Source organism: Curtobacterium sp. Csp1, from assembly GCF_013347185.1.
Window position 1 is genome coordinate 1,438,645 of the sequence record NZ_CP054594.1, and the last position, 15,074, is coordinate 1,453,718.

The 15,074-nt window shown below is 72.4% G+C and carries 10 protein-coding genes, 1 tRNA gene and 1 riboswitch; of the genes, 7 read left to right on the forward strand and 4 right to left on the reverse strand.

The annotated features are described in order from the left end of the window. Positions 1 to 680: 680 nt before the first annotated feature. The 4 genes from orn to HUN58_RS07005 all read left to right on the forward strand — a co-directional run bounded on the left by orn (position 681) and on the right by HUN58_RS07005 (position 4,166). On the forward strand, positions 681 to 1,319 hold the full coding sequence (orn, locus tag HUN58_RS06990) for an oligoribonuclease (RefSeq protein ID WP_114849025.1): 639 nt from the start codon (positions 681 to 683) through the stop codon (positions 1,317 to 1,319). A 67-nt stretch (positions 1,320 to 1,386) separates the two neighbouring features. After that, positions 1,387 to 1,462, forward strand: a tRNA-His gene (locus HUN58_RS06995). Positions 1,463 to 1,601: 139 nt separating this feature from the next. Further along, positions 1,602 to 3,776, forward strand: coding sequence for an acyltransferase family protein (locus tag HUN58_RS07000; protein WP_180225534.1), 2,175 nt, complete (start codon positions 1,602 to 1,604; stop codon positions 3,774 to 3,776). A 45-nt stretch (positions 3,777 to 3,821) separates the two neighbouring features. Continuing rightward, positions 3,822 to 4,166 (forward strand): metallopeptidase family protein, encoded by a 345-nt coding sequence (locus HUN58_RS07005; RefSeq protein ID WP_114849023.1) that lies wholly within the window; start codon positions 3,822 to 3,824, stop codon positions 4,164 to 4,166. A 45-nt stretch (positions 4,167 to 4,211) separates the two neighbouring features. Here the strand turns inward: HUN58_RS07005 and HUN58_RS07010 are convergent, their stop codons facing one another. The 4 genes from HUN58_RS07010 to HUN58_RS07025 all read right to left on the reverse strand — a co-directional run bounded on the left by HUN58_RS07010 (position 4,212) and on the right by HUN58_RS07025 (position 8,339). Beyond that, positions 4,212 to 4,772, reverse strand: a complete 561-nt coding sequence (locus tag HUN58_RS07010; RefSeq protein WP_254631636.1) for an ATP-binding protein — start codon at positions 4,770 to 4,772, stop codon at positions 4,212 to 4,214. Beyond that, positions 4,765 to 7,191 carry an ATP-binding cassette domain-containing protein gene (locus HUN58_RS07015; protein WP_180225535.1) on the reverse strand — a complete coding sequence of 809 codons (2,427 nt, stop codon included), beginning with the start codon at positions 7,189 to 7,191 and terminating at the stop codon, positions 4,765 to 4,767. Before HUN58_RS07015 ends, HUN58_RS07010 begins: the two co-directional genes overlap by 8 nt. After that, on the reverse strand, positions 7,188 to 7,829 hold the full coding sequence (locus tag HUN58_RS07020; protein WP_180225536.1) for an ECF transporter S component: 642 nt from the start codon (positions 7,827 to 7,829) through the stop codon (positions 7,188 to 7,190). The genes HUN58_RS07015 and HUN58_RS07020 overlap by 4 nt, the downstream gene beginning before the upstream one ends. Further along, positions 7,824 to 7,935: riboswitch (TPP riboswitch) on the reverse strand. Its footprint overlaps the gene before it by 6 nt. Positions 7,936 to 8,015: 80 nt before the next feature. Then, positions 8,016 to 8,339: a hypothetical protein gene (locus tag HUN58_RS07025; RefSeq protein ID WP_058769316.1), complete on the reverse strand. Its 324-nt coding sequence runs from the start codon at positions 8,337 to 8,339 to the stop codon at positions 8,016 to 8,018. A gap of 129 nt (positions 8,340 to 8,468) precedes the next feature. On the opposite strand from HUN58_RS07025, the gene glgX reads away from it, so the two are divergent. From glgX to treZ, 3 genes are read left to right on the forward strand one after another with little or no spacing between them, the layout of a single operon-like run. Continuing rightward, on the forward strand, positions 8,469 to 10,769 hold the full coding sequence (glgX, locus tag HUN58_RS07030) for a glycogen debranching protein GlgX (RefSeq protein ID WP_254631637.1): 2,301 nt from the start codon (positions 8,469 to 8,471) through the stop codon (positions 10,767 to 10,769). Then, a complete protein-coding gene (gene treY, locus HUN58_RS07035; RefSeq protein WP_180225537.1) occupies positions 10,766 to 13,225 on the forward strand; it encodes a malto-oligosyltrehalose synthase in 2,460 nt (819 codons plus the stop codon). Before glgX ends, treY begins: the two co-directional genes overlap by 4 nt. Continuing rightward, complete coding sequence (gene treZ / locus HUN58_RS07040; RefSeq protein ID WP_180225538.1) at positions 13,222 to 14,976, forward strand: malto-oligosyltrehalose trehalohydrolase; 1,755 nt, start codon at positions 13,222 to 13,224, stop codon at positions 14,974 to 14,976. Before treY ends, treZ begins: the two co-directional genes overlap by 4 nt. Positions 14,977 to 15,074: the final 98 nt, after the last annotated feature.

Sequence of the window (15,074 nt, forward strand, 5' to 3'; positions counted from 1 at the left end):
GGCCGTCCGTGCAGGTGCGGGGGCGGGCGGGCGCGCCGTCGCCCGGGCGGGGGTGGGGGGCGGGTCTCGGGGGCGAGCGGGTCTCGGGGGCGAGCGGGTCTCGGGGGCGGGGCGGGTCTCGGGGGCGAGCGGGCCTCGGGAGCGAGCGGGTTTCGGGAGCGAGCGGGCCTCGGGAGCGAGCGGGTTTCGGGAGCGAGCGGGCGGAGTGCGCGGCGGTCTCGCGCCGGGCGGGTCGGTTTCCGCCCGCTCGCGGGCCGCGTCCGTGGTCCGTGGGCCGCGGTGCGTGGATGCGCTGGAACCGCGCCCAGCCGCGAGCGGGCGGTGTGTGCGGCGGTCCGGGCGGATGAGACGCGGATCCCGCCCGCTCGCGAGACCGATCGCGTTCGGTACGGGCGGCGTGCGGCACCGGGCGGCAGTGCGGGAACGCGAGCGGGCGGAAGGTGCAGCAAGTCCAGAGGGCGACGCGCCGATTCCTCCCGCTCGCGGACGGAGCGTCAGCTGGTCGCCCGAGTCGGACAGTTCGGACAGCTCGGCCGGTCCGGACTGGAGGCACGGGCCGTCCGCGACGCTGCGCATCGCCGCTGGGCGCGGCCGGTCCGACGCGCACCCGGCCCGGGCTGGCATCCACAGGCGCGGGAGCACGGACAGCAGCGTCACACCCGCGGAATAGGATCGTCCGCATGGCAACTGCGAACGACCGCCTCGTCTGGATCGACTGCGAGATGACCGGCCTGGACCTCCAGGTCGACGAGCTCGTCGAGGTGGCCGTCGTCATCACCGACTTCGACCTCGTCCCCGTGCACCCCGGGTTCGACATCGTCATCAAGCCGGACCAGTCCGCACTCGACAACATGAACGAGTTCGTCACGAACATGCACACGACCTCGGGGCTCATCGACGAGATCCCGCACGGCGTGAGCCTGGCCGACGCCGAGTACCAGGTGCTCGAGTACATCCTCCAGCACGTCCCCGCCGAGGGCTCCGCTCCCCTGGCCGGCAACACGATCGGCACCGACCGCGCCTTCCTCGCCAAGTACATGCCGCGCGTGGACGGTCACCTGCACTACCGCAGCGTCGACGTCTCCAGCATCAAGGAGCTCTGCCGCCGCTGGTTCCCGCGCGTCTACTTCAACGCGCCGGAGAAGCACGGCGGGCACCGCGCCCTCGCCGACATCCTCGAGTCCATCCGCGAACTCGAGTACTACCGACGCGCGGGCTTCATCCCCGAGCCCGGCCCGACGACCGAGGACGTGCGTGCCGTCGCCGCCGCGGTGGTCGAGCAGTGGGCTCCGCGGCTCGCCCAGCCCGCGGCCGAGTAGTGGTCCACGCAGGCCGCGGCATGTACTACTATTGAGGGGTTGCTCCGGCTGGTCCGGGGACAGCATGGTGGGTATAGCTCAGTTGGTAGAGCGCCTGGTTGTGGTCTAGGAGGTCGCGGGTTCGAGACCCGTTACTCACCCCATCGAGAGAAGCCCCGGTCCTTCGGACCGGGGCTTCTCCGTTGTCGCGACGACGCGGTCAGCCTGTGGACAACCGGGCCCGCGAAGTACGACATGTGAAGAACTCGCTCCAGGCGCAGAGTCGTTCCTAGCGTTGGCCGCGTGACCACCGCACCAACGACACGACGATCGGACATCGAAGGCCTCCGGGCCGTCGCGATCCTCGCTGTGGTGCTCGACCATCTGCTCGGTCGGCCCGTCGGGGGCTACCTCGGCGTCGACGTCTTCTTCGTGGTGTCGGGCTTCGTCATCACGACGAACCTGCTCCGCGAACACAGCGGCACCGGACGGATCGATCTCCTCGGGTTCGCTCGACGCCGAGCCCTCCGCCTCTTGCCCGCCGCGGCGATCACCATCGCCGTCACCGTCGTGATCGCCGTCGCTGTCCTCCCGAGCGGCCGCGCAGCGAGCGTCGCTCGTGACGCTGTCTTCGCTGCGATCGGCGCAGCGAACTGGCACTTCGCGGCGGACGGGACGAACTACTTCGCGCGGGATGCCCCACCGTCTCCGCTGCAGCACTTCTGGTCGCTCGCGGTCGAGGAGCAGTTCTACCTGGCGTGGCCGCTCCTGATGGTCCTCGTCCTGGGGTGGTCACGGCGCGCGGCCGTCGCGCTCGTTCTCGTCCTCGCGGTCGCGTCAGCACTGTGTGCGGGCATGGCCGAGCCGGTCGGCGGGTACTTCGCGACCCAGTCCCGCGTCTGGGAACTCGCGAGCGGATCACTGCTGGCCTTCGTGCCCGATCCCCTCGGGCACCACCACCGACTGCGCCGAGTGGTCCGAGCATGCAGCGGAACGGTGCTCCTGGCGGTCCTGCTCGCTGGTGACGAGCGTCTCGGTGCTCCGATGCCGATCGCGATCCCTGCCGTGCTGGCAGCCGCCGGGATCATCCTGAGCGGCGGGCAGAACCGCGAGTCGCCGAGGCTGGTCTCGGCGCCGGCGCAGGGTCTGGCCTCGATCAGCTACCCGCTCTACCTCTGGCACTGGCCGGTCATCGTCCTCCTGCCTGCCGTCCTCCCGGGTGCCCCGCCCCACGTCCTCCTCCCCTTGTCCCTGCTCGTCCCCCTCGCCCTGTCCATCGCGACGACCTGGGGCGTCGAACGCCCGGTCCGGTCGTGGGCGACGGCCAGGTCAGCACCAGAGCGCGACACGCCGTCGAGATCGCGACGCCCCCTCCGACACCGCGCCCGGGGGCGACTCGGACAGGACCGGTCCCGGGCCCTGTTGGCGGGGATGGTCGCACTCTCGACGATCGCGATCCTGCTCTGTGTCAAGGCGGTCGGAGCAGACCAGTCCCGGGTCGACTCCTCGGTGGCGGACGGCGAGGTCGCGGCGACGGCGGAACGAGATCCGGCCGCTGATCCGGACCGGACCGGCGCCGTCGCCGACCCGGACCGGGACGACACCGACCTCAACCCGGACGGCACGGCCGGTCCCGCGCTGGACCAGCGACGCGCAGCAGCCATCCGCGCCGGACTCGGTCTCCGCAGCTGGCCGTCGACGACCCCGTCGATCGACGACGTCTCGGCGGACGACTACCTCACCCGACAGGTGTCGTCCCCGCGTTGGGCCGACGTGCTCCGCTGCTCGCAACAGACAGGAGGGCGGGACAGGACGTCGTGCACGTTCGGCGCGCCTGACGGCCGACTCGCGGTCCTGGTCGGTGACTCCACCGCTGCCTTCACGATGCCGGCTCTCCGCCAGCTCGTCGAGGGCGAGGGATCTGCGTGGCGCATCCTGGACCTCGCGCGCTTCGGGTGTCCCTTCACCGCCGCCGAGATCCACTTCGACACCGACGGGGACGGTTGCGAGCGTCACAAGCAGCAGGTGGTGACGACGATCGAGGAGCTGCAGCCGGACCTCGTGCTCGTGATGAACGCCGAGGGTTCCCGGGATGAGTCCACGCCCCTGGTCGACGGGCTCCGCGATCTGCTCGACGAGACGCGGACCGACGCGGCCATCGCTTTCCTGCTCCCGAACCCGGTCGGACCCGACATCCGGTCCTGCGCTGTTCCGGGCGGACGACCGGCCATGTGCGAGACGCGGCCCAGTGCGCAGCAGCGGCGCCTGGTCGCCCGCCTGGACGGCGTCAGGCTCGTCGACACCACGCCCGTCTGGTGCGCGAGCAGTCGCTGTCCCGCGGTGATCGACGACCAGCTCGTGCGGGTCGATGCCCTGCACGTCACCCCGGAAGCGGCGGCGACCGCCGCCTCGGCGATGGGCCGAGCCCTGTCGGCTGCCGGGATCGAGCTGGGGAGGTCGACCGACGACGGGTCGTGACGCTCCAGCCGTCGGACAGTCCGCTGTGCCACGATCGTGCCCGTGATGGAGATGTCCGCCGACGCGTTCGAGGAGCTCGTGACCGACGAGCTCGACCGGCTGCCCGACGAGATGGTTGCCGGACTCGACAACGTCGTCTTCGTCGTCGAGGACGAGCCCGAGGACGGTTCCGACCTGTTCGGCGTCTACGACGGGGTCGCCGCGACCGAGCGTGGCCAGTACGGCTTCGGCGAGCTCCCGGACCGGATCGTGGTGTTCCGGAAGCAGCACCTGCTGGAGTGCGACACCGTCGAGGAACTCCGGGACGAGGTCCACACGACGCTGGTGCACGAGATCGGGCACTTCTACGGGATCGACGACGAGCGGCTGCACGAACTCGGGTGGGCGTAGCGACCACGAGTCCACACGGCGCGACCCCGGGTCCACCCGGCACCCCTACGTCCGCACCACCACGTCCGCCAGCGCCGCCGGGTCCTCCGCCGCGATGAAGGACGACTCCTGCGCTGCCCACCGGTCCCACTCGCGGGCGAAGACCTCGCCGTCACGGCCGATCGCCCGGTCGCGCCGGACGGTGTCGTCCGCCTCGAGCCAGACGCGGAAGGACGCGAGCGGCGCCGAAGCCCGGGACAGCGCACCGCACCCCTCGACGACGAGCGGCACGTCCGGGTCGATCGACTCCCACCCCGCCGGGCTCGACGTCGTCCAGTCCCACCGCCGGTAGCCGGAGCGGGCGCCGAGGACGTCCGTCACCACCGCGTCAGCCGCCGCACGGAGCCCGTCCCACCCCGGGTAGACGTCGTCGAGGTGCACGACCCGGGCGCCGAGCCGGTCCCCGAGGGCGTCGCCGAGCGTCGTCTTGCCGGTCCCCGAGCGCCCGTCGACCAGCACGACGAGCCGCCCCCGCCCGGAAGCCGCACGGAGACCCGGAGCAGCACCAGCAGCGGCAGCGGCAGCTGCCGCCGCAGCCGCGAGGCCGTCCACGACCCCGTCAGACACGCCACATCCCTGTGCCCACCGCCACCGCGACCGACACCGCACCGATCCCGACGAGCACCGCGACCATCGCCCACTCGGGGCCGCCGAAGCGCGCCGGTCGCGCCCACGTCCGCCGACCCGGCGCCCCGAACCCACGCGACTCCATCGCCACCGCGAGCGTCGTCGCCCGCCGGAGCGCGAGCACGAGCAGCGCGAACGCCATCGATGCACCCCGACGCAGCCGCCCGGTGTCGGCCAACCCCCGGGCACGACGAGCACTGCGCAGCTGCCGCCAGTCCCCGCCGAGCAGGGTCGTCATCCGCACCGCCGCCAGTGCCCCGAGCACGAACCGCGCGGGCAGCCGCAGGAGCTGCGCCAGCCCGTCCGCCAGGTCGGTCGGGTCGACCCGCACGAACAGCGCGATCGCCGGCAGCCCGACGCCGAGCACCCGGAGGGCGGTCGCCAGGGCGAGCTCGAGCGACCCGTCGGTGACGTGCACGAAGCCGAGGTCGAACCACTCGCGTCCGGACGGCCGGCCGTACAGCGCGATGCTCACGGCCGTCAGCGGGACCGCTGCGGTCAGGGGTGCGGTCCGGAGCAGGAGCGTGCGCCAGGGGATGCGGAGCAGCGGCAGCAGCAGGACCTCGAGCAGGAGCGCGACCGCTGCGGACACGACGTCCAGGCTCAGGACGAGCAGCAGGCCGAGCGCGAGCACCCCGAGCAGGGACGCGACGGGCTGCACCCCGCGGATCCCGCGGGGCCGGACGGGAGGCACGGATCGCCCTCGCGCGTCGGCTGCGGTCCCCGGGACGACCGGCCTGGCATCCCCCGTCACGTCGGCGACGACACCGTCCGCCGTCCCCGGGCCGGTCGGCCGCAGACCGCCCGGGCCGGCCGGTCGCACGCCCTCCGGGCCGAGCACCACCTCGTCCGCGTCGAGCGCCCGCACCAGGTCGCGGTCGTGCGTCACGGCGACGACAGCCGTCCCCGCGTCCGCGAGCGCGCCGAGCCGGTCCACGACGGCCTGCCACGTGGCGCGGTCCTGTCCGGAGGTCGGCTCGTCGAGCACGAGCACGTCGGGCTCCGCCACGAGCACCGTGCCGATCGCGAGCCGTCGCTGCTCGCCGCCGGACAGCGTGAAGGGGTTCGCGTCCGCCAGGTGCGCCAACCCGAGGTCGTCGAGCACCCGATCCACCCGGTCCTCGACGTGCGCTTGACCGAGCGCCCGAGGTCCGGCGGCGAGCTCCTGCCGCACGGTGGCCGCGACGAACTGGTGCTCGGGGTCCTGGAACACCGTCCCGATCCGGCCGGCGAGCTCCCGGCTGGACCAGGACGACGGCGCCGCCCCGGCCAGGCCGTGCCGGAGGGCGGAGGTGGCCTCGAGGACGCCGGCGTCGGGCGCGAGCAGCCCGGCGAGCGTCAGGCCGAGCGTCGACTTCCCGACGCCGTTCGGCCCGGTCACCGCCAGCACACGCCCGTGCCGGACCGTCAGGTCGATGCCGCTGCCGACCCGGTGCCCCCGGCCGCGCGCCGTCGCGAGTCCCCGAGCGTCGAGCAGCGCCCGAGCGTGCGCGCGGTCCTCCCCGGGGACCGCCTGCCGAGCCGAGCCCCGTGCGGGCTCCGACCCGGGCACCCACACGCCCGCCGCCGCGAGCGCCGGACCGTGCGCGGCGAGGACCTCGGTCGGCGTGCCGTCCGCGACGACCCCGCCGGCGGGAGCGAGCAGCACGAGCCGGTCGACCAGGTCGAGCCAGGTGCCGATCCGGTGCTCGACGACGAGCAGCGTCGCACCGGTCTCGTCGAGGACCGCGCGCACGGCGTCGTGCACCTGACGTACGCCGTCCGGGTCGAGGTTCGCGCACGGCTCGTCGAGCACGAGCGCGCCGGGACGCATGGCGAGCACGCCCGCGAGTGCGAGCCGCTGCCGCTGCCCGCCGGACAGCGCGGTCGTGGACCGGTCGAGCGGCAGGTCAAGGCCGACCAGGTCGAGCGCCGACCGGACGCGCCGCCAGGTCTCGTCCCGCGGCACGCCGGTGTTCTCGCAACCGAACGCGACGTCGTCCCCGACGCGCGACATCACGGTGTGCGCCTCGGGGTCCTGCATGACGAGGCCGACCCGCCCGCGGACCGTCCCCGGTGCGGCATCGTCGACGAGCACCGCGCCTTGGACGGCCGCGGCGGTGTCGTCCTCGGGGTCCGGCTCGTCGGGCAGCACCGCGGCGACGGCCCGCAGCAGCGTCGACTTGCCCGCGCCGGACGGTCCGACGACGGCGACCCGCTCCCCCGGGCGCACCGCGAGGTCGACTCCGCGGATCGCCCACTCGTCGCGGGCGGCGTAGCGCCACCCCCAGTCACGGAAGACGATGCCGGCCGGGCCGGTGCTCGCCGGGACCTCGGTCGCGGGCGCTGCGTCCGCGCGACCGGCGGACACGGCCGTCACGCCGCGCTGCGGGTCGTGCGCTTGGCGTGCTCCCGGCCGACCGCGAACTGCGACAGGACTCCGGTCGCGGCGAGCGCCCGGACGATGGCCCAGGACCCGGCACCCGCGATGACGGCGCCGGAGACCACGGCGCACACGACGTAGACGGCCTTGAACCCGACGTCGAGCCCCGGGTACCACAGGACGGTGTCGTTGATGCCGAGCGCGAGCCCGGCGGCCGCCCCCGCGAGGACGACGACCGGCAGCCGGTACACGCGGTACAGGAACAGCGCGAGGACGAGCTCGGCGCCGAGGCCCTGCACGAGGCCGGCCTCGAGCGTCAGCCACCCCCACTGCGTGCCGAGCAGCGCCTCGACCGAGGCGGCGACCATCTCGGCGTACAGGGCGGCTCCGGGCTTCCGCACGACGATCGCGACGATCGGCCCGGCGAGCAGCCAGACGCCGCCGAACAGCGACTGCGATCCCGGCAGGACGAGGGCGGCTCCCGCACTGAGCGGCTCGTAGCCGAACTCCCAGAGCTTGAAGACGACGCCGATCGCGACCGCGAGGACGCTGGCGACGACGATGTCGACCACGCGCCAGCGGAGCGACCGCCGGAGGGTGGTGGACGGGACGGTGGACTGCATGGTTGCAGGCATGGTGCTGACTCCTCCCTGCGCCGGCATGACCCGGATCAGGTTCGACGGTCGGAGCGCCGTTCGCTCCCTCTCAGCCCGGTGGTCCCGGACTCCCGTGTGTGTGGCAGCAGTCTAGACGGGTGACGACCAGATGACGGACGGGAGGACCGTGGCGGCGTCGCCACGATCCTCCCGTCCGTCCTGTGGTCATTTCTTGAGTGCGCGGACCACCTTGGCGAGCGCCTTGCCGGTCACCCAGATGGTCGGGATGCTGACCGCGAGCAGCGAGATGAGGTTCGGCTCGAACTGCAGGTCCTGTCCGGGACGGCGCACGTAGGCGCCGACGGGGATCGACACGCCGCCGCCACCCCCGCCGCCGTTGTCGTCGCCGTCCCCGCCGCCGCCGAAGCCGAACCAGCCCAGCGACACCGGGATGAGGGTCTGGTCGCCGACCTCGACCGGCTCGCCGTAGTTGGTGGAGACGCCGATCGGGCGCACCTTGTCTGCGATCTGACTCACGATGTTGGCCATGCGCGCGAGGCTACTCGGCCACTCCTCCACAGCGACGCGCGGAGTCACCCTCGTCCACTGCTGGGGCTTGTCTGCGGACGCGGAGGGGCCGCGCCGATACGTTGGCGGCACCCACACCTGGAGGACCGTTTGCACACCTGGCCCGGCAGTCCGTACCCCCTCGGGGCGACCTACGACGGCAGCGGCACGAACTTCGCCCTGTTCAGCGAGGTCGCCGACCGCGTGGAACTGTGCCTCTTCGACGACGCTGGGAACGAGGAGTGCGTCGACCTGGTCGAGGTCGACGCGCACGTCTGGCACGCGTACCTGCCCAACGTGGCACCGGGGCAGGAGTACGGCTTCCGCGTGCACGCCCCGTACGACCCGGCGAGCGGACTGCGCGGCAACCCGAACAAGCTGCTCCTCGACCCCTACGCCAAGGCGACCAGTGGCGACATCGACTGGGACCAGGCGCTGTTCTCGTACACGTTCGGCGACCCGGACTCGACCGACGACCAGGACTCGGCGCCCCACATGATGAAGGGGGTCGTCATCAACCCCTTCTTCGACTGGCAGGGCGACCGGTCGCCGGGCATCCCGTACGGCGAGACCGTCATCTACGAGGCCCACGTCAAGGGCCTCACCGAGACACACCCCGACGTCCCCGAAGAACAACGGGGCACCTACGCCGGCGTCGCGCACCCGGCGGTCATCGAGCACCTGAAGCGTCTGGGCGTCACCACCCTCGAGCTCATGCCGGTGCACCAGTTCGTGAACGACTCCACCCTGCAGGAGAAGGGGCTGTCGAACTACTGGGGCTACAACACCATCGGGTTCTTCGCGCCGCACTCGCACTACTCGTCGTCCGGCGACCGCGGGCAGCAGGTGCAGGAGTTCAAGGCGATGGTGCGCGAGCTGCACCGTGCGGGGATCGAGGTCGTGCTCGACGTCGTCTACAACCACACCGCCGAGGGCAACCACCTCGGGCCGACGCTGTCGTTCCGCGGTATCGACAACGCCGCCTACTACCGCCTGGTCGAGGACGACAAGCGGTACTACATGGACACCACGGGCACCGGCAACTCGCTCAACGTGGGTCACCCGCACTCGCTGCAGCTGATCATGGACTCGCTGCGGTACTGGGTGACGGAGATGCACGTGGACGGGTTCCGCTTCGACCTCGCGGCCGCCCTGGCGCGGGAGTTCTACGAGGTCGACCGGCTCGCAGCCTTCTTCGAACTGGTCCAGCAGGACCCGATCGTGTCGCAGGTCAAGCTCATCGCGGAACCGTGGGACGTCGGTCCCGGCGGCTACCAGGTCGGCAACTTCCCGCCGCAGTGGTCCGAGTGGAACGGCAAGTACCGCGACACCGTGCGCGACTTCTGGCGCGGTGAGCCGTCGACCCTCGGCGAGTTCGCGTCCCGCATCTCCGGGTCGGCCGACCTGTACGAGCACGACGGCCGGACCCCCAAGGCGAGCATCAACTTCATCACCGCCCACGACGGCTTCACGCTGTACGACCTCGTCGCCTACAACGAGAAGCACAACGAGGCCAACGGCGAGGACAACAACGACGGCGAGAGCCACAACCGCTCGTGGAACTCCGGCGTCGAGGGGCCGACCGACGACCCGGCGGTGCACGCGCTCCGGCTGCAGCGTCGCCGGAACTTCCTCGCGACGCTGCTCCTCAGCCAGGGCGTGCCGATGATCGCGCACGGTGACGAGCTCGGGCGGACCCAGGGCGGCAACAACAACGTCTACGCCCAGGACTCGCCGATCAGCTGGATCGACTGGGAGCACGCCGACGACGAGCTCATCCAGTTCACCGCCGACGTCGTGAAGCTCCGGCACGACCACCCGACCTTCCGCCGCACGCGGTACTTCAACGGCCGTCCGGTCCGCCGGAGCGAGGGCGAGCCGCTCCCCGACGTCGTGTGGCTGACGCCCTCCGGTGATGCGATGGACCCCGAGGACTGGGACTCCGGCTTCGGCAAGAGCGTCGGCATGTACCTGAACGGCGAGGGCATCCGCGGGCGCGACCGCTGGGGCGAGCGGGTCACCGACGTGGCGTTCCTGACGTATTACAACGCGCACGACGACGTCGTGACGTTCACCCTGCCCCCGGAGGAGTACTCGCCGGGGTGGACCGTGCGGATCGACACCGCCGATCCGGGTGCCCGCGACGAGGTCCTCGACGCGGGGACGCCGCTCGACGTCCCCGCGCGGTCGATGATCGTGCTCCGTGCCGAGCCGGACCACGAGGTCACGACGGCCCCGGTCGACGCCGCCACGGACACGAAGCCGTCCACGCCGACCAACCCCGCGGCCTCGCCCACCACCTCGGCGACGGACCCAGCGGGCACCGACCCGTCGACCTCCGAGCCCGCGAGCTCCGAGCCGGCCGACTACAGCGCCACTCCCGAACCCGACAGCACAGGAGCCACCAGGTGACCGCCAGACGCGTCCCCACGTCCACCTACCGACTGCAGGTCACACCCGACTTCGACCTGACCCGGGCGCAGGACGTGGTCGAGCACATCCGCGACCTCGGCGCCGACTGGGTGTACCTCTCCCCCGTGCTGCAGGCAGAGCCCGGTTCGCAGCACGGCTACGACGTCGTCGACCACTCCCACGTCGACACCGAGCGCGGCGGCGACGCAGCGCTGCGCGGGCTCGCCGAGGCCGCCCACGCCGCCGGACTCGGCGTGCTCGTCGACGTCGTCCCGAACCACGTCGGCGTCGCGACGCCCGAGGCGAACCCGTGGTGGTGGTCGCTGCTCGAACAGGGCCAGGCCAGCCCGGTCGCGTGGGCGTTCGACGTCGACTGGGAAGCCGGCGACGGCAAGGTCCGCGTCCCCGTGCTCGACGACCGCCTGCTCGACGCCGTCGAGCTGCGTGACGGTCGGCTGTACGTCGGCGAGACCGCCTACCCGACCGCTCCCGGGACCGTGCAGGACGGCGACGACGTCGAGACCGTGCACGCCCGCCAGCACTACGCGTTCGTGCACTGGAAGCGCGCGGACCACGAGCTGAACTACCGCCGGTTCTTCGCGGTGAACACCCTCGCGGCGATCCGCGTCGAGGAGCCCGAGGTGTTCGCGGCCTCGCACGACACGATCGGCGGCTGGTTCCGCGACGGGCTCGTCGACGGCCTGCGCATCGACCACCCGGACGGCCTGTACGACCCGGCCGTGTACCTGCAGGACCTCGCGGACCTGACCGGCGGGGCCTACACGCTGGTCGAGAAGATCCTCGAGCCGGGCGAGCAGCTCCCGTCCTCGTGGCCCGTCGACGGCACCACCGGCTACGACGCGCTCGGCGTCGTCGACCGCGTCTTCGTCGACCCCGCGGGCGAAGAGGCGCTGACCGCCGCGTCCGGTGCCGAACCGGCCGACTGGCAGCAGCTGACCCACGACACCCGCCGAGGCATCGCCGACGGGATCCTCGGCAGCGAGGTCGCGCGACTCGCCCGGCTCCTCGCGTCGACGGCCGGTGACCTGCCGCAGGAGCGCGTGGTCGACGCGGTGGCCGAGATCGTCGCATCGTTCGACGTCTACCGCACCTACCTGCCCGAGGGCGTCCACCACCTGATCGCCGCCCTGGAGCGCGCAGCCGAGACGCGACCGGACCTGGACGACGTGATCGACCGGATCGCGCCGGCGCTCGTCGACCCCGGGCACGCCGCGGCGCTCCGCCTGCAGCAGACCTCCGGCATGGTGATGGCGAAGGGCGTCGAGGACACCGCGTTCTACCGGACGTCGCGCCTGAGCTCCCTGAGCGAGGTCGGCGGCGACCCGAGCGTGTTCGCGGTGTCGGTCGACGACTTCCACCAGGCGCAGCGCGAGCGTCAGGGCAGCTGGCCGCACACGATGACCACGCTGACCACGCACGACACCAAGCGGAGCGAGGACACCCGCGCCCGCATCGCGGTGCTCGCCGAGCTCGGGTCGGAGTGGTCGAGCGCCCTCGAGCAGCTGAACGCCCTCGCGCCGCTCGACGACGCGGTGTTCGCGGACCTGCTCTGGCAGGCGATCGTGGGTGCCCGACCGGCCAGCCGCGAGCGCCTGCACGCGTACGCCGAGAAGGCCTCGCGCGAAGCCGGAGACAGCACGACCTGGACCGAACCGGACGAGGCCTTCGAACAGCAGATGCACGCCCTCGTGGACGCCGCGTTCGACGACCCGCGCGTGGTCGCGGTGCTCGACGAGCTCGACCGCACGATCGACGCGGCCGGCTGGTCGAACGGGCTCGCGCAGAAGCTGGTCCAGCTGACGATGCCGGGCGTCCCGGACGTCTACCAGGGCACCGAGGCGTGGGACCGCTCGCTCGTCGACCCGGACAACCGCCGCCCGGTCGACCACACGGAGCTGCGGCACGTCCTCGCAACGCTCGACGGCCCCGAGGGCACCGGTCCGGAGCAGCTACCCGAGGTCGGCCTGGACGGTGCGGCGAAGGTCCTCGTGACGAGCCGCGCCCTGCGGATCCGACGCGATCACCCCGAGCTCTTCACCCGGTACCTCGGGCTCGAGGCCACCGGCATCGCCGCCGACCACGTGCTCGCGTTCGACCGCGGCGGTGCCGTGACGGTCGCGACGCGGCTGCCCGTCGGGCTCGAGCGCGTCGGAGGGTGGGGCGACACGCTCGTCCACCCGGTGCCGGCCGACCGGGTCGACCTGCTGACCGGTCGTCGCTTCCCGGCGTCCCGCGGCATCGCCCTGTCGGCGCTGCTCGCCGACCTGCCCGTCGCCCTGCTCGTCCCGGCGGACGTCGCCGACGCCGACCCCAACGGAGCCGAGCACGACGCCGCACCGGTGACGTCCGGCGCGGACCCCGGCACGAGCACGAACAACACCGCTGCGGTCTCCGACCAGCAGGCCGAGATCGAGATCCTGGAGGGTCACGCATGACCGTTCCCACCCGCTACGCCGTCTGGGCGCCGAACCCCGAGCGCGTGCGCCTGGTCGTCGACGGTACCGAGTACGCCATGACCCGCGGCGAGGACGACTGGTGGGCGACCGACGAGGTCGTCCCCGTCGTCGGCGCGCGCTACGGCTTCCGCATCGACGACGACGACTCCGTCCGACCCGATCCGCGCAGCCGGTACCAGCCCGAGGGCGTGCACGGCCCGTCCGAGGTCGTGGACCCCGAGCGCTTCGCCTGGACCGACGATTCGTGGACCGGTCGGCCCGCCCGTGGGGCCGTGATCTACGAGATGCACGTCGGCACCTTCACCCCCGAGGGCACGCTCGACGCCGCGGCCGCCAAGCTCGACCACCTCGTCGAGCTCGGGGTGGAGTTCGTCGAGCTGCTCCCCGTCAACGCGGTGAACGGCGAGTGGAACTGGGGCTACGACGGTGTCGGCTGGTTCGCCGTGCACCACCCCTACGGCGGTCCCGACGCCTACGACCGGTTCGTCGACACGGCGCACGCGCTCGGCCTCGGCGTCATCCAGGACGTCGTGTACAACCACCTCGGGCCCAGCGGGAACTACCTGCCGCTGTACGGGCCGTACCTGCTCCAGGGGCTCGGCAACACGTGGGGTGACTCGGTCAACGTCGAGGACCCCGAGGTCCGCCGGTACGTGCTCGACAACGTGCGCATGTGGTTCCGCGACCACCACGTCGACGGGCTCCGCCTCGACGCGGTGCACGCCATCCGCGACACCACCCGGCCCCACGTCCTGCAGGCGATGGCCTCCGAGACCGAGGCGTACGCGCAGTCCGTCGGACGCCCGCTGTCGCTCATCGCGGAGTCGGACCTCAACGACCCGGTCATGTTCCGCCCGCAGGAAGCCGGCGGGTACGGCCTCACCGGTCAGTGGTCCGACGACTTCCACCACGCCGTGCACGTGGCGGTGACCGGGGAGACGAACGGCTACTACGCCGACTTCGCCCCGCTGTCGGCGCTCGCGAAGGTCCTGGACCACGGGTTCTTCCACGACGGTACGTGGTCGTCGTTCCGCGGGAAGCGGCACGGTCGACCGATCGACCGCGGGACCTCGCCCGCGACCGCCCTCGTCGTCGCGAACCAGAACCACGACCAGATCGGCAACCGGGCCGCAGGTGACCGGCTCGCCGCGACCCTCGACGACGAGTCGCTCGTCATCGCGGCCGCGCTGACCCTGCTCGGGCCGTTCACGCCCATGCTGTTCATGGGCGAGGAGTTCGCTGCGACGACGCCGTGGCAGTTCTTCACCTCGCACCCGGAGCCCGAACTCGGCAAGGTGACGGCCGAGGGACGCATCAAGGAGTTCGCGCAGCACGGCTGGGACGAGTCGACGGTGCCCGACCCGCAGGACCCGACGACGTTCACGAACTCCAAGCTCGAATGGGCCGACGTCACCTCGGAGCGGGGTGCGGCGATCCTCCGCGCCTACCGGGTGCTCGTCGCGCTGCGTCGGACCGAGCAGGCGTTCGTCGACCACCGCTACGAGGCGAACGCGGTCCGCTTCGACGCGGACGACCGGTGGCTCGTGCTCACGCGCGGGCTGCTCGGACCTGACGCAGCGCCCGTCCACGTCGTGGTGCACTTCGCCGACGATGCCGCGGACGTGCCGGTCCCGGACAGCTCGGGCGAGGAGCTCTACCGGTTCGGGTCGGCCTCGGTCGAGGACGGCCGCGTCCACTTCGACGGCCGCGGGGTCGTCGTGCTCCGGTAGTCACCACGGCGACGGTGGTCACCACGGCGACGGCGCTCACCAAGGCGACGGGGGTCGCCGAGGCGACCACCGGACGGACGGGAGGCGCGGTGCCAGCC